Here is a 17,546-nt window from a genome sequence, read left to right as displayed (position 1 = left end):
GGGCGGGCGGCGGACTTCCCGCCCATGAAACTGCACGAACGGTCGTGCTAATATCCGGGCCCAGTACGGCCCCCGCACCCCGGCACGCCCGTCCGCACCGACAGGGAGACCGCATGGACCCGGCCCTCGCACTGGTTCGCACCGCCCTCAACACCACCTCGCACCTGGCGCCCCGGCTGGCCGGCCGCGCCGCGTACGAGCTGTTCCAGCGTCCGCTGCGGCGCAGCGCCGTCCGCCCCGCCGAGCGGGAGACCCACCGGCAGGCCGCCGTCGAGCGGATCACCGTGAACGGCAAGGAGGTCGTGGTCTACCGCTGGGGCGACGGCGCCCGGCCGGTGCTGCTGATGCACGGCTGGCGCTCCCGTGCCTCGCGCTTCGCCCCCTACGTGCCCCGGCTGCGCGCGCTCGGGCTGAGCCCGGTCGCCTTCGACGCGCCAGGCCACGGCGACTCCGGCGGCCGGGCCACCACGGTGCTGGAGTACCGCGCCATCGCCGGGCAGCTCCAGGACGGCTACGGCGGGTTCGAGGCGATCGTGGCGCACTCGCTGGGTGTGGCCGGGGCGTTCCTGGCGCTGCGCGAGGGGGTCCGGGCCGGGCGGCTGGTCGCGCTCGCCGGGGTCAGCGAATTCGCCTACCTGCCGGGCGCGTTCTGCGCCGGGCTCGGCCTCGGCCCGGTGATCGAGCGGGACCTGCGGCACCGGATCGAGCACGAGCTGTTCGCCGGCACCGAGGACCCGTGGCGGCGCTTCGACGCCGCGCACCGGCCCGAGGAGGTGTCGCCGCCGATCCTGGTGGCGCACGACGAGGGCGACGACGTGGTCGGAATATCGCACGCGCGGCGCCTGAAAGCCGCGTACGGTGACCGGCTGGAACTACTGGTCACCCGAGGGCTCGGCCACCGCCGGATCGTCGCCGAGCCCACCGTCATCGACAACGCGATCGGCTTCCTGTCGGCCGGTCAGGAGGTCAGCGCCGCATGAGCCGTGCCGGAGAGCTCGTCGAACTGCACGCCCGGTCCCTGGAGTCGGCCGCCGAAGTGGTGGACGGCCTGCGGTCGGACCAGCTGGAGCTGCCGAGCCCGTGCGCGGGCTGGACGCTGCGCCGGCTGATGGAGCACATCGTCGGCCAGCACCAGGGCTTCGCCGCGGCCGCCCGCGGCGCCGGGCCCGACCTCGCGCTCTGGGCCGACGCCCCGGTCGGCGACGACCCGGCGGGCGCCTTCCGCCGCACGGGCGCCGAGCTCACCGAGGCGTTCCGCGAGGCCGTGGCGGCCGGGCGCGAGGTCTGGCTGCCGGAGATCCAGCACGGCGGCCCCTTCCCGCTGGCGCACGCGGTCGGCTTCCACCTGCTCGACACCCTGGTGCACGGCTGGGACGTCGCGGCCTCGCTCGGTGTCCAGGCCCCGTTCACCGCCGTCGTGGACGGCGACGAGGCGCTGGCGGCGACCCTGCTGGCGGTCGCCGGGGCCGTCCCGGCCGCGCCGGAGAACCGGGTGCCGGGCAAGGCGTTCGCGCCGCGCCTCGAACCGGGTGCGGCGGGCGGCCGGTTCGACCGCGCGCTGGCCCTGCTCGGGCGTGACCCGGCCTGGAAGGCCTGAAGCTTTCGGGTGCGGGCGGGCGCAGGCCTGGCGTCAGGCGTGCCGGCCGCCGCGCTGTTCGTCGGGGAAGCGCGGCCCGCCGATCAGGAAGAGCAGCGCGGCGGTCGGAAAGCCGGTCGAGGCGGCCACTAGCACGATGAACTCCCAGAACATCTCCTGCTCCTCGTCAGTCCCGGGCCGCCCGGACACCCGAAGGTGATCCCAAACCTGACAGGCCCTGATTGGCCGAATTGTCCGGTCGCTATTCGACGGTATGACCGGATTGCCCCGGCTGCCACCGGGCGGCGGGGACCGGCCCGCGCCACACCGGCGCAGGGGTCTGGGCGCGGGCCGGGGGCGGCGGCCACACTGTCGGGATGCAGCTACAGCTCGCAGGGGAAGCACGGCGGCCGGACCGCGAGAGCGAGGACTTCGCGGCGGCCTCGCCGGAGGCGCTGGTACTGCTGGACGGTGCGAGTTCGCCGGCCGGCCTGGAGTCCGGGTGCCGGCACGGAACCGCCTGGTACGTCCGCCGGTTGGGCGTGCACCTGCTCGCCCGGCTCACCGACCGGGTGGACCGCTCGATCGCCGAGTGCCTGGCCGACGCCATCGTGGAGACGGCCGCGCTGCACGGCGGCCGCTGCGACCTGGGCCACCCCAACACCCCCGCGGCCATGGTGGTGGCGGCCCGCCGGCACGGCGAGTCGCTGGAGTACCTGGTGCTCGGCGACTCGCTGCTGGTGCTGGAGTACAAGGACGGACCGCCGAAGGTGATCGGGGACAACCAGCGCTTCCCCGGTGGGGAGGAACTGCGCCGGCAGGTCTGGGCGACCGTCCCCGGCTCGGCCGAGCGGGCCGCGCTGCATCTGGAGTACGCGCTGGCCGTCCGGTCCGCCCGCAACCGGGGCAACGGTCCGTGGATCGCCGCGGCCAGCCCGAAGGCGGCCGGGCACGCGGAGACCGGCTTCGTCCGGCTGGAGCGGCTGCACGCGCTGGCCGCGCTCACCGACGGCGCCTCGCGCTTCACCGAGCGCTTCGGGCTGGGGAGTTGGGCGGACGCGCTGCGGCTGCTCGCCGAGTCCGGTCCGGGCGAACTGATCGCGCAGGTCCGCGAGGTCGAGCGGGCGGACGCCGCCTGCGAGCGCTGGCCGCGCGGCAAGGCGCACGACGACGCCTCGGCCGTCTACGCGCTGCTGTAGCGCGTAGACGGCCGAGGCGCCGGGGGCGGTGCGGTCACCGAGCTGGTGCCGTCACCGAGGGCGGTGCGGCCGCCCGGGATGGTGCCGTCAGTCGATCGGGTGGCCGAACCGGCCGGACTGGAAGTCCCGCATGGCCTGCTCCAGTTCGCGGTGGCTGTTCATCACGAACGGCCCGTACCAGGCGACCGGTTCGCGGATCGGCTGCCCGCCGAGCAGGATCACGTCCAGGTTGGGGTGGCGGGAGTCCTGCTTGGTGTCGGCGGTGATGGTGATGGTGTCGCCCTCGCCGAACACGGCCGCCTGCCCGGTGTGGACCGGGCGGCCCTCGGCGCCGACGGTGCCGTCGCCGTTGAGGACGTAGGCGAGCGCGTTGAAGTCCGGCCGCCACGGCAGGGTGACCTGCGCGCCCGGGGTGATGCTGGCGTGCAGCAGGGTTATCGGCGTGTGGGTGACGCCCGGGCCCCGGTGGCCGTCCAGCTCGCCCGCGATCAGCCGCAGGATCGCGCCGCCGTCCGGGGTGGAGAGCAGCTTGACGTGGCCGCCGTGGATGTCCTGGTAGCGCGGGGCGGCCATCTTGTCGGAGGCCGGGAGGTTGACCCACAGCTGGATGCCGTGGAACAGGCCGCCGGTGGCCACCAGCGACTCCGGCGGGGTCTCGATGTGCAGGATGCCCGAGCCGGCCGTCATCCACTGGGTGTCGCCGCCGCCGAGGTGGCCGCCGCCGCCGTGCGAGTCCTTGTGGATGAACTCGCCGTCGATCAGGTAGGTGACCGTCTCGAAGCCGCGGTGCGGGTGCCAGGGCGTGCCCTTGGGCTCGCCGGCGGCGTACTCCACCTCGCCCATCTGGTCCATCATGATGAACGGGTCGAGGTACTTGGTGTTGATCTTGGCGAAGGCGCGGCGGACCGGGAAGCCCTCGCCTTCGAAGCCCTCGGGTGCGGTCGCGACGGTGAGGACCGGCCGGGCGCTGGTGGCGGCGGGGTCCGGGGTGGCGACGCGCGGCAGGGTCAGCGGGTTGTCGACGGTCACGGCGGGCATGTCGGCCTCCTTCGGGGGGTTCCTCTGGCCTACGTCCACGAGGTTAGTTCAATTCTCAACAACAAGCAAGTTGAAAGTTGAACCATATGGCGACGAAGGAGCGCGGGGCTCCTCCTCCAGGATGGGTCAGCCGTACATGCGGCGCATGGTGAAGTCGACCATCTGCTCGACCGCCTTGGCGTCGAACACCATCCGGTGCTCGCCCTCCATGTCCAGCGCGAAGCCGTAGCCGGTCGGCAGCAGGTCCAGGACCTCGGCGCCGGTGACGGTGAAGTGCTTGGAGTCCTTGCCGGCGTAGCGGCGCAGCTCCTTCAGCGAGCTGAACATCGGGATCACCGGCGTCGGCGTGTTGTGCAGCGCCAGGAAGCCGGGCCGCTCGCCGCGCGGGCAGTGCACCTTCGAGGTGATGAAGATGGCCTGGAAGTCCTCGACCGCCATCGAGCCCGTGGTGAACGCCCGGACGGCGTCCGCCAGCGACGGCGGGGAGGGTTCGGGGTAGAGGGACTGCTGGGACGCCTGCGACTGCGCGCCGTAGGCGTCGGGGCCGGGCATGCCGTTCATGCCCGGCTGCGGACCCGCCTGCTGCTGGTAGGGGTCGCCCGGGTATGCGTTCTGGTCATATCCGTACACACGGACAGGCTATCGGGAGCGCACCCGCCCGTGCGGGCGTCGATCCTGACAAGGACTGGTCGTCCCGACTTGTGGGACGTGACCACGTTCATAGCGGATTCACCGCCAGGGGCTTGCCCAAGTTACCGCTGGGTAGCATCATGATGCGTACTGGTGGGTACGGGGCGCCCGAACGCGGCGGTCTCCCGGAAGCGACGAACCGGAGAAAACGGCCATGGGTCACTACAAGTCCAACCTGCGGGACGTGGAGTTCAACCTCTTCGAGGTGTTCGGTCGCGAGCAGGTCTACGGCTCCGGACCGTTCGCGGACATGGACGTCGAGACCGCGAAGAACATCCTGAGCGAGATCTCGCGCCTCGCCGAGAACGACCTCGCCGCGTCCTTCACCGACACCGACCGCAACCCGCCGGTCTTCGACCCCGAGACCAACACCGCGCCGGTCCCGGCCACCTTCAGGAAGAGCTACCAGACCTACATGGACGCCGAGTGGTGGCGTCTGGGCATCCCGGAGGCGATCGGCGGCCAGGTCACCCCGTCCTCCCTGATCTGGGCCTACGCCGAGCAGGTCCTGGGCTCCAACCCGGCCATCTGGATGTACTCCTCCGGCCCCGCCTTCGCCGGCGTCGTCCACGACGAGGGCACCGAGGAGCAGAAGAAGGTCGCCCAGCGGATGACCGACCGCCTCTGGGGCGCCACCATGGTCCTCACCGAGCCCGACGCGGGCTCGGACGTGGGCGCCGGCCGCACCAAGGCGATCAAGCAGGAGGACGGCTCCTGGCACATCGAGGGTGTGAAGCGCTTCATCACCTCGGGCGAGCACGACATGTCCGAGAACATCATCCACCTGGTGCTGGCGCGCCCCGAGGGCGGCAAGCCCGGCACCAAGGGCCTGGGCCTGTACATCGTCCCCAAGTTCGACTTCGACTGGGAGACGGGCGAGCTGGGCGAGCGCAACGGCGCCTACGCCACCAACGTCGAGCACAAGATGGGCCTCAAGGCCTCGAACACCTGCGAGATGACCTTCGGCGCCAAGCACCCGGCCAAGGGCTGGCTGCTCGGCGAGAAGGTCGACGGCATCCGCCAGATGTTCAAGATCATCGAGTTCGCCCGGATGATGGTCGGCACGAAGGCCATCGCCACCCTCTCCACCGGCTACCTGAACGCCCTGGAGTACGCCAAGGAGCGCGTGCAGGGCGCCGACATCTCGCAGTTCCTGGACAAGACCGCCCCCCGCGTCACCATCACCCACCACCCGGACGTGCGCCGCTCGCTGCTCACCCAGAAGGCCTACGCCGAGGGCATGCGCGCGCTGGTCCTGTTCACCGCGTCCGTCCAGGACGACATGGTGGCCGCCGGCCTGCGCGGCGAGCGCGACGAGGCCGCCGAGCGCCTCAACGACCTGCTGCTGCCGATCGTCAAGGGCTACGGCTCCGAGAAGTCCTACGAGCAGCTCGCCCAGTCCCTGCAGACCTTCGGTGGCTCCGGCTACTTGCAGGAGTACCCGATCGAGCAGTACATCCGGGACGCCAAGATCGACACCCTCTACGAGGGCACCACCGCGATCCAGGGCCAGGACTTCTTCTTCCGCAAGATCGTCAAGGACGGCGGCCAGGCGCTCACCGCGCTGTCCGAGCAGATCCAGAAGTTCCTCGGCGCGGCCGAGGGCGGCGACGCCCTGGCCGCCGAGCGCGAGCTGCTCGCCAAGGCCGTCGGCGATCTGGACGCCATCGTGGGCAAGCTGCTGGCCGACCTCACCTCGGTCGAGCAGGACGTCAAGAACATGTACAAGGTGGGCCTCAACACCACCCGCCTGCTGCTCGTCTCCGGCGACGTCGTCGTCGGCTGGCTGCTGCTGCGTCAGGCCGCGGTGGCGCTGGCCAAGCTGGAGGCCGGCGCCTCGGAGAAGGACGTCCCGTTCTACCAGGGCAAGGTCGCGGCGGCCCGCTTCTTCGCCAAGAACGTCCTGCCGACCGTCGCCCCGCAGCGGCTGATCGCCGAGGGCATCGACAACGAGATCATGGACCTGGCGGAGGAGGCCTTCTGAGGCCCTCGCCCCACCCGTCACCCGCCGCGGTGCCCCCAGGGGCGCCGCGAGGGGCGTGACACCTCTCCGACCGCCTGACAGCACCCTCACGTCGAAGGGCCCGGCTCCCGCCGGGCCCTTCGACGTTGCGGCCCGTCCGCCCCGCACCCGTCGCCGAGTTCGCCCGTTTCGCACCCGTTGTTCGGGGGCCTCAGGCGCCGGGCCCGGCATGGCGATGACCGTCCGCGACCGGCGCGGATCTCTGGGTGTACGGAGTTCGGCGCGGCGTCACTTCACGGTTGTGTCCTCGTTCTGCATCCGTTGGGAGGTTCCGAATTCCCTGTCCGTGTACGGGCATATGCTCAAGGTGCGAAGCCGACTCCCCATCCGGCTTCAGCCCTCCCTCGACTCAGGAGCAGTATGTCGACCGCCGCCGCCCGCCAGGCATTCTTCGACCGGACGCACAGCGACGATCTGATCGCGTTCCTCGGCACCTCGCCGTCCCCGTACCACGCGGTCGCGAGCGCCGCCGAGCGGCTGGAGAAGGCAGGCTTCCGGCAGGTCGCCGAGACCGACGTCTGGGACGGCGCCGCCGGCGGCCGTTACCTGATCCGGGGCGGCGCCCTGATCGCCTGGTACCTGCCGGAGAGCGCCCGCCCCGAGACCCCGTTCCGGGTGGTCGGTACCCACACCGACTCGCCGAACCTGCGGGTCAAGCCGGTGCCGGACACCGGCTCGGCCGGCTGGCGCCAGGTCGCCGTGGAGATCTACGGCGGTGTCCCGCTGAACACCTGGCTGGACCGTGACCTCGGGCTCTCCGGCCGCCTCGCGCTGAAGGACGGCAGCTCGCGGCTCGTCCAGCTGGACGAGCCGCTGCTGCGGGTGCCGCAGCTCGCGATCCACCTGGACCGCCAGGTCAACGACGGCATGAAGCTCGACAAGCAGCGCCACCTCACCCCGATCTGGGGCCTCGGCCCGGTCGACGAGGGCTCGCTGATCTCGTACGTCGCCGAGCGCGCGGGCGTGGACGCCGCCGACGTGGCCGGCTGGGACCTGATGACGCACGATGTCCAGCCGGCCGCCTACCTGGGCCGCGACCGCGAGCTGCTGGCCGGCCCGCGCCTGGACAACCTGCTGTCCGTCCACGCCGCCACCGCCGCGCTGGCCGCCGTCGCCTCCGCCGAGGACGCCGCCGACCTGCCGTACATCCCGGTGCTGGCCGCCTTCGACCACGAGGAGACCGGCAGCGAGTCGGACACCGGCGCGCAGAGCCCGCTGCTCGGCAACGTCCTCGACCGCACCGTCCACGCGCGCGGCGGCACCCCGGAGGACCGCGCCCGGGCGCTGGCCGGGACGATCTGCCTCTCCTCGGACATGGGTCACGCCGTCCACCCGAACTACGCCGAGCGGCACGAGCCGGGCCACCACCCGCTGCCGAACGGCGGGCCGATCCTCAAGGTCAACGTCAACAACCGCTACGCGACCGACGGCGTCGGCCGGGCGGTGTTCGCGGCCGCCTGCGAGAAGGCCGGCGTGCCGTGGCAGTCCTTCGTGTCCAACAACGCGATGCCCTGCGGCACCACCATCGGCCCGATCACCGCGGCGCGCCTCGGCATCAAGACGGTGGACTGCGGCATCGCGGCGCTGTCCATGCACTCGGCGCGCGAACTGTGCGGCGCCGAGGACCCGTACCTGCTGGCCAGCGCGATCAAGGCGTTCCTGGAGGGCTGATCCCCCCTCAACGGCGAAGGGGCCCGGCGGAGTACGCTCCGCCGGGCCCCTTCCACGCCGGACGGGCTACTCCAGGCCGGCGAGCACCAGCGGCAGCCGGCGCGCGCCGTCGGCGACCAGCTTCACCGGCACGCCCCAGTCCTGCTGGTGCACGTGGCAGGCCGGGAACTCGATCTCCGGATCGTCGTCGCAGGACGCGGCCATCGCCGAGACGTGCAGCACGCCCTCGGCGACCTCCTCGGAGAGGACCAGCTCGCGCGACAGGTCGCTGTCCGCGCCCGCTCCGGAGACCAGCAGCTCGGGCGGGGTCGCGCTGACCAGCAGTCGGGTGGACGGGCCGTACCGCTCGTCCAGCTTCTGGCCGCTCGGCGCCGAGAACACCACGTCCAGCCGGAGCGCGCCCGGCGCGACCTCGGTGGCCGCCCGCCGGGTGCGGTGCGCGACCGACTCGACCCGCACCGCCTCCTCCGGCAGCCGCAGCCTGGTCAGCCGGTGCCGGGCCGACTCGACGACCACGATGTCCCCGTCCACCAGGACCGCGCCGGACGGCTCGCGCAGGTCGGTGGCCAGCGTGGTGACCTCGCCGCTCGCCGGGTCGAAGCGGCGCAGCGCGTGGTTGTAGGTGTCGCTGACCGCCACCGAGCCGTCCGGCAGCACGGTGACGCCCAGCGGGTGCTGGAGCAGCGCCTGCGCGGCCGGGCCGTCCCGGTGGCCGAAGTCGAAGAGGCCGGTGCCGACGGCGGTGTGGACCGTCCCGGTTCCACGTGCCCCCTCCGATCGGCTGAGCCAACGGATCGAGGAGGTCTCCGAGTCGGCCACCCACAGCCGCTCGCCGTCCGCCGAGACCGCCAGACCGGACGGCTGGGCGAACCAGGCCTCACCGACGGGCCCGTCCACCAGGCCCTCGTTGGTGGTGCCGGCCGCGACGCCGACCGTGTCGGCGGCCGGGTCGTACGCCCACAGCTGGTGCACGCCGGCCATCGCGATCCACACCCGGCCGTCGAACCAGGCGACGTCCCAGGGCGAGGAGAGGTCCACCTCGCGGGCCGGGCCCTCGGTCGCCGAACCCTGCCACCACTGGCGGCCGGTGCCCGCCAGCGTGGTCACGGAGCCGTCCGCCAGCCGCACCCCGCGCAGCGCGTGGTTGACGGTGTCGGCCACGATCACGTCGTAGTCCGAGCCCTCCGGCAGCAGTGCCAGCCCCTGCGGCTCGCTGAACCGGGGGCTGGTGCCGTCCACCAGGCCGCGCTGCCCGTCGCCGATCCGGCGGACCACCGTCTCGCCGTCCTCGGCCAGTTCCACCAGCGAGTGGTGGCCGGAGTCGGCGACCAGGAAGTGCCCGTCGGGCAGCCGGACCGCCTTGCCCGGGAACTTGAGGTCCCCCGCGGTCGGCTCCGGCGCCACGTACGGGCCGTCGCCGCGGCGCAGCGTGCCCTTCGCCGCGTGCTCGGCCTCCAACTCCTCCACCAGCCGCGCGATCGCGTGCGCGTGGCCCTCGCCCGCGTGCTGGGCGACCACGTACCCCTCCGGGTCGATCACCACCAGCGTCGGCCAGGCCCGCACGGCGTACTGCTTCCACGTCGCCAGCGCCGGATCGTCCAGCACCGGGTGGTGCACCTCGTACCGGGCGACCGCGTCCACCACGGCCTGGTGGTCCGCCTCGTGCACGAACTTCGGCGAGTGCACCCCGACGATCACCACGGTGTCCCGGTGCTTCTCCTCCAACTCCCGCAGCTCGTCCAGGACATGCAGACAGTTGATGCAGCAGAACGTCCAGAAGTCCAGGACGGTGATCTTGCCCCGGAAGTCGGCGAGCGTCAGCTCCTTGCCACCGGTGTTCAGCCAACCGCCTGCCCCGACCAGTTCGGGGGCGCGTACACGTGCACGAGATGCCATGCCTGTATCCAACCGCATCGTGGTCGGGCGGCATTCCGGGGCGGCGGTCGTGGTGGGGGCGCGGTCGGGGGTGGTGGGCGTGTCGGAGGGGTGGGGGCCGGGGTTCGTGCTGTCGTTGGCCGCATGATCACCTCACCCCTGCTCCGGTCGGCCCTGACGGTCGCGACCGCTGTCCTGCTCGCCACCGGTGCCGGCGCCGCTTCGGCGGCGGCCGCCCGGCCCGGTCCGCGTGACGTCACCGCGGAGCAGTGCCAGGACGCCGGGGGGTGGGTGGAGGGCTCCGGGTACTGCGTGGGGGCCGAGGGCGACGACGACTGGGGGCAGCCGATCGACGGGCAGGCCATCAACCCGCATCCGGCGCCGGGCGAGGAGGACTGAGGGCGCCAGGGCCGGGTCCGGGTCAGGGCCGGGTCAGGGCCGGGGGAGTTCCGCCTGCCAGCGGGTCTCGCCGTCCTGCTGCTCGCCGGTGGGGGTGAGGCCGAGGGCCCGGGCGACGGCGGCGGAGGCGTGGTGGTCGGGGTGGATGTGGGCGGTGACGGTGCTGACGCCGGTGGCGGCGAGGTGGGAGAGCAGGGCGCGGGCGGCCTCGGTGGCCAGGCCGCGGCCCTGCCAGGGGGTGCCGACCACCCAGGCGAGTTCGGCGGCCCCGGGGCGGACGGTGGTCTGGACGTAGCCGGTGAGGCGGCCGTCGGCGCGCAGCCGCAGCGCCCAGTTGCCCCAGGTCTCGGCGGGGTCGGGGGAGCCGGCGGCGAGCCGGGCGTAGCGGACGCGCAGGTCGTCGGCGGTGGCCGGGGAGCCGCCGGTGAAGGCGTGCAGGGCGGGGTCGGCGAGGGCGGCGGCCAGCTCCTCGGCGTGCTCGGGGCCGATCGGGAGGAGGTCGAGGCGCTCGCTGTGCAGCGGGGCGGCGGGGTGGGGACGCATGCCGCCATTGAACGCCCGTGTGTGGCGGTGCTTCCCGGCGGGTGGGGGGATCGGGTCGAATGGGGGTCACGTCGACACGGAGGAGGCCGCTGTGCGGTACCTGGTCAGGGAGAAGCTGTTCGCGGTCGGAGACGACTACTGGATCGAGGACGACCGGGGCCACAAGGCGTACCTGGTGGACGGCAAGGTGTTGCGGCTGCGGCACACCTTCGAGCTGAAGGACGCGCACGGGCGGGTGGTCGCGGTGGTGAAGGAGAAGGCGTTCACCGTCCGCGACGCGATGAAGATCGAGGACGCCGACGGCGAGGTGATCGCGACCGTCCGGGAGAAGCTGTTCACCCCGTTCCGCGACAAGTACCTGGTGGAGCTGGCGTCCGGCGGCGAGCTGAAGATCCACGGCAACCTGATCGACAAGGACTACCGGATCGAGAACCACCACGGCGACGACCTCGCCCGGATCTCCCGCAAGTGGTTCCGGATCCGGGACACCTACGGCGTGGAGATCGCCGACGGCGCCGACACCGGCCTGCTGCTCGCGATCGCCGCCTGCGTCGACCACCTGGTGCACGAGGAGCACTGATCCCCACTGACGTCAGGGGTCCTGCTTCCCCGGTCCGCCGCCCGCCCCGGTGGGGTATCTTTTGCCAACCCTTGACCAGGCCGGTCGGGGATCGGCGAGCGGACCGGGGGCTGGGACCACGATGAACGACATCCTGCACGGGCTCGGCGCGGCAGCGGCCTACGGAGCCCTCGGGGTGGTGCTGCTGCTCCTCGGCGTCGGCCTGGTGGACCTGTTGACGCCCGGCAGGCTCGGCCACCAGATCTGGGTCGAGCGCAACCGCAACGCCGCCGTGCTGCTCAGCTCCGCGCTGCTGGGCATCGGCGGCATCGTCTTCACCGCGATCATGTACACCTACGCGGACTTCGCCAAGGGCCTGGTCTCGACCGCCTGCTACGGCCTGCTCGGGCTGGTGCTGATGGCCGTCGCCTTCTGGGCGGTGGACCTGCTGACGCCCGGCAGGCTCGGCGCGATCCTGGTCGAGCCGGAGCCGCACCCGGCGGTCTGGGTCTCGGCCAGCTGCAACATCGCGGTCGCGGCGGTGGTGTCGGCCGCGATCGCCTGACGGTCCGCCCGAGCGCCTGGGCGCGCCCGGCCGCGTTCGGCTGATGGAGCGTCGGCCGACGGTCGGCGGTGGCGGTGAGGATCCGACCGGGGTCGCCGACCTGCTGCGGCGGTGGGGCCCGGCCGGTAACGTACCGGCATGGCTGACCTTGAAGAACGCGCCAACGTCGTCGCGTCCGGCTCGCGGCAGGCCGGGGCAGGGGTGTCCGTCCGACGGCGCCGCGTCACCGACCTCGCCGACTGCGTCCGGGTGCTCGGCGACGTCCACGCCACCGACGGCTACCCCGCCGACTGGCCCGACCGCCCCGCCGCCTGGCTCACCCCCGGGGGCCTGCTCGCCGCCTGGGTCGCCGAACTGGACGGCCGCCCGGCCGGCCACGTGGGCCTCTCCCGCAGTGCCCCCGGCGACGTCGCCCCCGGTCTGTGGAGCCGCCGCACCGGCGGCCGCCCGGAACTCACCGCCGTGATCGGCCGGCTCTACGTCGCCCCCACGGCGCGCGGCCACCGGATCGGCGCACAGCTGGTGGCGTCCGCCGTGGCGCACGCGCGGGCGCTCGGCCTCCACCCCGTCCTCGACGTCCTCGCCACCGCGGCCCCGGCGAACGCCTGCTACCGCCGCCTCGGCTGGACCTGGCTCGGCAGCGGCGAACAGCAGTGGGCCGCCGACCGCACGGTCGTGGTCCACTGCTTCGCCGCCCCGAGGGAGTAGCCGGCTCCCCGCGGGCGGCCGGTGGCGGCGACCCGTCCGGAAGTGGCGACGGCACCACTGGAGCGGGGCCGTTCGTCACACGGGGATGACGTCGACGCCCTGCTCCAGGCCGACGAAGTCGCCCGCGTTCCGCGTGTAGAGCGGCAGGCCGTGGGCGGCCGCGGTCGCCGCGATCATCAGGTCCATGCGGCGGGGGCGGGGGTCCCGCCTGGCCTGGATCGTGAGGGCGACCAGGGTGCCGAACCGCCGAGCTGCCTCGCGGTCGAAGGGGAGGGCGGCGAACTCCGCCTCCACGTCCGCGAGTCGCTGGGCCCTGGCCATCATCTGCACCGGGTCCTTGGCCATGGCGACGCCCTGGGCGAGTTCGGCCAGCACGATGGACGACAGCGCGGCGTCGGCCGGCAGGAGCTGTGGATCGATCTGCGGCAGATCGATCACGACGCAGGTGTCGAGCAGTCCGCGTCGGCGTCGCTCGGTCACTTCCGCTCCCACGGGTCGTCGCCGCCGATCCGGTCCTCATCGCCGTAGAAGGCGTCGGCTTCCGCGCGCATCTGCGTCGCGTCGACCGTCGGCGCGTTCCGCCACTTTCGCTGGAGTTCCTCGACGGGGACGAATCGGCGGCGGCTGCTGATCGGCCGGACTTCCGCGATCTCGGTGCCGTTGCGAGTGATGTGGTAGATCTCGCCGGCTTCGACATCGTCGAGCACGGCCTTGGACCGCGCTGCGAGTTCGCGCTGCGTGATGGTCTTCATGGGGCAAGTGTATCGCGCCGTAATGCACCGTGTCGCACTGGCGGGGGAGACCGGTTCGGCTATCCGGCCGGTCGGTCCGTGGTGGGGCGGCGGCGGAGGGCGGGGGTGGTGACGGACGGGGGCTGCCAGACGCCGTCGGGGTGGTAGACGTCGGTGCCGGGCGGGACGATGGCGTCGATGCGGTCCAGGGTGGCGTCGTCGAGGACCAGGTCGGCGCCCTTGAGGGCAGCCTCCAGCTGGTCGTGGGTGCGCGGGCCGAGGATCACCGAGGTGACAGCGGGGTGCGCCAGCGGGAAGGCCACGGCCAGTTCGGGGAGGGTGCGGCCGAGATCCCCGGCGAGGGCGGTGAAGGCCTCGACGGCCTCCAGCTTGGCCGCGGTGGTGGGCAGCGTCGGGTCGAAGCGGCCCGGGTTGATGGTCGGGCGGCCGGTGGTCAGGTCGGCCGGGCGGTCCTTGCGGTAGCGGCCGGTGAGGAAGCCGGAGGCGAGCGGGCCCCAGGTCAGTGCGCCCATGCCGAGCCGCTGGACGACGGGCAGCACGTCGCGCTCCACGCCGCGGGCGAGCAGCGAGTACGGCGGCTGCTCGGTGCGGAAGCGCGGCAGGGCGCGGCGTTCGGCGACGTGGTGCGCGTCGACGATCTGTTCGGCGGGGAAGGTGGAGCAGCCGAAGGCGCGGATCTTGCCGGACCGGACGAGGTCGCCGAGGACGGACAGGGTCTCCTCGACGTCGGTGGTGTGGTCCGGCCGGTGGATCTGGTAGAGGTCGATCCGGTCGGTGCGCAGCCGGCGCAGGCTGTCCTCGACCGCCCGGAGGATCCAGCGCCGGGAGTTGCCGCCGCGGCCGCGGCCCTCGCCCATCGGGAAGTGCCCCTTGGTGGCGAGCACGATCTCGTCGCGGTCGCCGCGGGCGGCCAGCGTCCTGCCGACGATCTCCTCGGACTCGCCGGCCGAGTACATGTCGGCGGTGTCCACGAAGTTGATGCCCCGGTCGAGCGCGGTGTTGATGATCCGGGCGCAGTCGTCGTGGTCGGGGTTGCCGACGGAGCCGAGCATCATCGTGCCGAGGCAGTAGGTGCTCACTTCGATGCCGGTGCCGCCGAGGACGCGGTATCGCATGGTGCTGCTCCCCCTGGTGGTGGGTCGGTGGTGCGTCAGAGGCTAGGAGTTGGAGTGCACTCCATGGCAAGGGTCGGTCCGGATCCCCGTCCACCGGGGGGAGTCCGGGCCCGTGGCGCGGAGCGGGCGGGCGGTGGCCGGTCGGGGTGCATCGTTTGCGGAAACGGCAACAAAGCTTGCCGATACGGCCGGTCCGGTCGCAGCCTGGCGGTGGAGGTGAGCGCCATGGGCGACACGATGAGGACGGCAGGGCCGACGGCCCCCCGGGACGACTACGACGCGGTGGTGGTCGGCGCGGGTGCGGCCGGGCTGAGCGCCGCGCTGGTGCTGGGCCGGGCCCGGCGCCGGGTGGCGGTGGTGGACGCGGGCCAGCCGCGCAACGCCCCCGCCGCCCACATGCACGGGTACCTGAGCCGGGACGGCATGCCCCCGGCGGCGCTGCTGGAGGTCGGCCGGGCGGAGGTCGCCGGCTACGGGGTCGACCTGATCGACGCCCGGGCCGACCACGTCGAGGGCGTCGCGGACGCCGAAGGCGCGGGGACGGGCTTCGCCGTCCACCTGGCGGGCGGCCCCGTGCTGCACGCACGCCGGGTGGTCGTCGCCACGGGTCTGCGCGACGGGCTCCCGGAGCTCCCGGGCCTGCTCGAACGCTGGGGCCGCGACGTGCTGCACTGCCCGTACTGCCACGGCTACGAGGTCCGCGACCGCCCGCTCGGCGTGCTCGGTACCGGCCCGGGCGCGGTCGACCAGGCGCTGCTGCTCCGGCAGTGGTCCGCGGACGTCGTCCTGATCACGCACACCCTCACGCCGACCGGGGCCGAGCGGGAGCGGCTCGCCGCCCGCGGCGTCCGGGTCGTCGAAGGCCGGATCACCCAGCTGGTGACGGACGCCGACCGGCTGCGCGGCGTGGAACTCGCCGACGGCCGGGTGGTGCCGCGCGAGGCCGTGTTCGTCTTCCCGCAGCCGGTGCCCCGGGACACGCTGCTGTTCGGCCTGGAATGCGCCCGGGACGAGAACGGCTGGGTCACCACCGACCGGGCCGGCCGCACCAGCGTCCCCGGCGTCTGGGCGGTCGGCAACGTCGCCGACCCGCGGGCGCAGGCCGTCGTCGCCGCCGGGATGGGCGCTGCGGCGGCGTTCGACCTCGACCACGACCTCGTCGCGGAGGAGATCGGACAGGCGGTCGCCGAACACCGCGCGTCCGGCGCCGCCGTTCCCGCCTGAACGGGGGAAGCTCCCCCGGCACCTTCGTCCGGCGTCACCCATCCGCCCGCGTCACCCGTTCGACCGGCGTCACCCGTCCGACCTTCCGTCATCCGCGATCGGAGAACCCGCGATGTCCGAACACCAGCACCAGCACCAGCACGGCCAGGGCCACCAGCACGGGCACCACCACGGCGACGTCCCCGCCGCCGACTTCGACTGGGACGCCCTCGCCGCCCACCTGGAGCGGGAGGCCGAACTGCGCGCCCCCGCCATCACCGGGGCCGCGCAGTGGCTGCGGTCCCTGCACGCCGAGCCCGGCGGGGTGCGGCGGGTCCTCGACGTCGGCAGCGGGCCCGGGGTGATCGCCGGACTGCTCGCGGACGCCTTCCCCGAGGCCGAGACGGTCGCCGTCGATCAGTCGGCCGCCCTGCTGGAGCGCGCCCGAGCCCGCTCCGGCGGCCGTCTGAGCACCCAGCAGGCCGACCTGCCCGCCGAGTTCGGCAAGCTCGGCGAGGCCGACCTGATCTGGTCCGGCAACGCGATCCACCACCTCGGCGACCAGCAGGCCGCCCTGACCTCCCTCGCCGCGACGCTCCGGCCCGGCGGCCTGCTGGCCGTCGCCGAACGCGGCCTGCCGCTGCGCTACCTGCCGCGCGACTTCGGCCTCGGCCGGCCCGGCTTCCAGGCCCGGCTCGACGCCGTGCACGAGGACGGCTTCAGCACCATGCGCGCCGAACTGCCCGGCGCCATCGAAGAGGTGGAGGACTGGCCGGCCATGCTCACCCGCTCCGGCCTGACCCCCAGCGGCACCCGCACCTTCCTGATCGACCACCCGGCCCCGCTCGCCCGCCCCGCCCGCGAGCACCTCCACACCCAACTCGCCCGTCTGCGCGACCAGCTCGCCGACAACCTCGCCCCGGAGGACCGCACCACCCTCGACGCCCTCCTCGCCGAGGACACCCCCACCGGCATCCTGAACCGCCCGGACGCCTTCTTCCTCTCGGCCATGACCGTCCACACCGCCCGCAAGGCCGGCTGACGGCCGCAACCGCCCCGGCCGCAGCAGAGGCCTACAGGCAGGGGCCTACAGGGTGTGGCCGAGAGCGGTGATGAGGGCGGCGATGCGGGCCTCGTCGCGGCGGTAGTGGGTCCACTTGCCGATGCGGGTGGCGCGGACGAGGCCGGCGCGCTGGAGTTCGGCGAGGTAGGCGGAGACGGTGGACTGGGCGAGGCCGGCCTTGGCCTGGATGTGGCTGACGCAGACGCCGACCTCGCGCGGGTCGGCGACCGCTTCCTCCAGGGGGAAGTGGCGTTCGGGTTCGCGCAACCATGCCAGCAGTTGCAGGCGCGTCGGGTTGGCGATCGCCCGCAGGGCGGTGACCAGGTCAACATCCATGGCTGGAAGCGTACCGGCGTGTGACAGCAGGGCCTCGGCGAGCCGACGCCGGTCAGTGGGGCAGTGCGGTGTCGCCCGGTGGGGTGCCGATGACCTGAGCGAACCATCGGTGATGGTGCGTCAGAGTCCCCCCGGTGTCAGGCGGGTGGGGGGGGGGGGGGGGGGGGGGGGGGGGGGGGGGGGGGGGGGGGGGGGTGGGGGGGGCTGCATACGTACCCCCAATAGAACCGC

General features: G+C 73.3%; 19 protein-coding genes. 11 read left to right on the top strand and 8 right to left on the bottom strand.

Going from position 1 to position 17,546, the window contains the following annotated elements:
• The first annotated feature begins 113 nt into the window (after positions 1-113).
• From AC07AL_RS13075 to AC07AL_RS13065, 3 genes are all read left to right on the top strand, one after another.
• On the top strand, positions 114-980 hold the full coding sequence (locus AC07AL_RS13075; protein WP_363368033.1) for an alpha/beta hydrolase: 867 nt from the start codon (positions 114-116) through the stop codon (positions 978-980).
• Entirely contained in the window at positions 977-1,597 is a 621-nt protein-coding gene (locus AC07AL_RS13070; protein WP_478317420.1) for a TIGR03086 family metal-binding protein, read from the top strand. The genes AC07AL_RS13075 and AC07AL_RS13070 overlap by 4 nt, the downstream gene beginning before the upstream one ends.
• A 356-nt stretch (positions 1,598-1,953) precedes the next feature.
• Complete coding sequence (locus tag AC07AL_RS13065; RefSeq protein WP_363581452.1) at positions 1,954-2,775, top strand: protein phosphatase 2C domain-containing protein; 822 nt, start codon at positions 1,954-1,956, stop codon at positions 2,773-2,775.
• Between the two features lie 87 nt (positions 2,776-2,862).
• Here the strand turns inward: AC07AL_RS13065 and AC07AL_RS13060 are convergent, their stop codons facing one another.
• Together AC07AL_RS13060 and AC07AL_RS13055 are read right to left on the bottom strand one after the other, a co-directional pair.
• Positions 2,863-3,813, bottom strand: a complete 951-nt coding sequence (locus tag AC07AL_RS13060; protein WP_363581450.1) for a pirin family protein — start codon at positions 3,811-3,813, stop codon at positions 2,863-2,865.
• Positions 3,814-3,939: 126 nt separating this feature from the next.
• Positions 3,940-4,443: an SseB family protein gene (locus AC07AL_RS13055; RefSeq protein WP_063348360.1), complete on the bottom strand. Its 504-nt coding sequence runs from the start codon at positions 4,441-4,443 to the stop codon at positions 3,940-3,942.
• A gap of 214 nt (positions 4,444-4,657) precedes the next feature.
• Here AC07AL_RS13055 and AC07AL_RS13050 point away from each other — a divergent pair, with 214 nt between their 5' ends.
• Together AC07AL_RS13050 and AC07AL_RS13045 are read left to right on the top strand one after the other, a co-directional pair.
• Positions 4,658-6,487, top strand: a complete 1,830-nt coding sequence (locus tag AC07AL_RS13050) for an acyl-CoA dehydrogenase (protein ID WP_363581448.1) — start codon at positions 4,658-4,660, stop codon at positions 6,485-6,487.
• Between the two features lie 399 nt (positions 6,488-6,886).
• A complete protein-coding gene (locus tag AC07AL_RS13045; protein WP_363581446.1) occupies positions 6,887-8,197 on the top strand; it encodes a M18 family aminopeptidase in 1,311 nt (436 codons plus the stop codon).
• A 66-nt stretch (positions 8,198-8,263) separates the two neighbouring features.
• On the opposite strand, the gene AC07AL_RS13040 is transcribed toward AC07AL_RS13045, so the two are convergent.
• Positions 8,264-10,093, bottom strand: coding sequence for an NHL domain-containing thioredoxin family protein (locus AC07AL_RS13040; protein ID WP_363581444.1), 1,830 nt, complete (start codon positions 10,091-10,093; stop codon positions 8,264-8,266).
• Positions 10,094-10,216: 123 nt separating this feature from the next.
• Here AC07AL_RS13040 and AC07AL_RS13035 point away from each other — a divergent pair, with 123 nt between their 5' ends.
• Positions 10,217-10,471, top strand: a complete 255-nt coding sequence (locus AC07AL_RS13035; RefSeq protein WP_363581442.1) for a hypothetical protein — start codon at positions 10,217-10,219, stop codon at positions 10,469-10,471.
• 33 nt (positions 10,472-10,504) lie between these two features.
• Here AC07AL_RS13035 and AC07AL_RS13030 read toward each other — a convergent pair whose 3' ends face one another.
• Positions 10,505-11,014 (bottom strand): GNAT family N-acetyltransferase, encoded by a 510-nt coding sequence (locus AC07AL_RS13030; protein WP_363581440.1) that lies wholly within the window; start codon positions 11,012-11,014, stop codon positions 10,505-10,507.
• A gap of 91 nt (positions 11,015-11,105) precedes the next feature.
• Between AC07AL_RS13030 and AC07AL_RS13025 the strand changes: the two genes are divergently transcribed.
• From AC07AL_RS13025 to AC07AL_RS13015, 3 genes are all read left to right on the top strand, one after another.
• Positions 11,106-11,594, top strand: coding sequence for an LURP-one-related/scramblase family protein (locus AC07AL_RS13025; RefSeq protein WP_363581438.1), 489 nt, complete (start codon positions 11,106-11,108; stop codon positions 11,592-11,594).
• A 121-nt stretch (positions 11,595-11,715) separates the two neighbouring features.
• Complete coding sequence (locus AC07AL_RS13020; RefSeq protein WP_363581436.1) at positions 11,716-12,138, top strand: DUF350 domain-containing protein; 423 nt, start codon at positions 11,716-11,718, stop codon at positions 12,136-12,138.
• A gap of 138 nt (positions 12,139-12,276) precedes the next feature.
• Entirely contained in the window at positions 12,277-12,846 is a 570-nt protein-coding gene (locus AC07AL_RS13015) for a GNAT family N-acetyltransferase (RefSeq protein ID WP_363581434.1), read from the top strand.
• A 75-nt stretch (positions 12,847-12,921) separates the two neighbouring features.
• Here AC07AL_RS13015 and AC07AL_RS13010 read toward each other — a convergent pair whose 3' ends face one another.
• From AC07AL_RS13010 to AC07AL_RS13000, 3 genes are read right to left on the bottom strand one after another with little or no spacing between them, the layout of a single operon-like run.
• Entirely contained in the window at positions 12,922-13,326 is a 405-nt protein-coding gene (locus AC07AL_RS13010; RefSeq protein ID WP_363581432.1) for a PIN domain-containing protein, read from the bottom strand.
• Positions 13,323-13,598 carry a type II toxin-antitoxin system Phd/YefM family antitoxin gene (locus AC07AL_RS13005; protein ID WP_350880629.1) on the bottom strand — a complete coding sequence of 92 codons (276 nt, stop codon included), beginning with the start codon at positions 13,596-13,598 and terminating at the stop codon, positions 13,323-13,325. Before AC07AL_RS13005 ends, AC07AL_RS13010 begins: the two co-directional genes overlap by 4 nt.
• Before the next feature lie 59 nt (positions 13,599-13,657).
• The gene (locus AC07AL_RS13000) at positions 13,658-14,713 is read right to left on the bottom strand and encodes an aldo/keto reductase (protein WP_363581429.1); all 1,056 of its coding nucleotides are present in this window, start codon (positions 14,711-14,713) and stop codon (positions 13,658-13,660) included.
• A gap of 225 nt (positions 14,714-14,938) precedes the next feature.
• Between AC07AL_RS13000 and AC07AL_RS12995 the strand changes: the two genes are divergently transcribed.
• Positions 14,939-15,937: an NAD(P)/FAD-dependent oxidoreductase gene (locus AC07AL_RS12995; protein WP_478317419.1), complete on the top strand. Its 999-nt coding sequence runs from the start codon at positions 14,939-14,941 to the stop codon at positions 15,935-15,937.
• Positions 15,938-16,049: 112 nt separating this feature from the next.
• Positions 16,050-16,958 (top strand): class I SAM-dependent methyltransferase, encoded by a 909-nt coding sequence (locus AC07AL_RS12990; RefSeq protein WP_363581425.1) that lies wholly within the window; start codon positions 16,050-16,052, stop codon positions 16,956-16,958.
• 45 nt (positions 16,959-17,003) lie between these two features.
• Here AC07AL_RS12990 and AC07AL_RS12985 read toward each other — a convergent pair whose 3' ends face one another.
• On the bottom strand, positions 17,004-17,315 hold the full coding sequence (locus AC07AL_RS12985) for an ArsR/SmtB family transcription factor (RefSeq protein ID WP_063348348.1): 312 nt from the start codon (positions 17,313-17,315) through the stop codon (positions 17,004-17,006).
• Positions 17,316-17,546: the final 231 nt, after the last annotated feature.

The organism is Kitasatospora sp. NPDC043949, from assembly GCF_056435365.1.
Note: the sequence above shows the minus strand (reverse complement) of the source record. Positions and strands in the feature narration are given on the sequence as shown.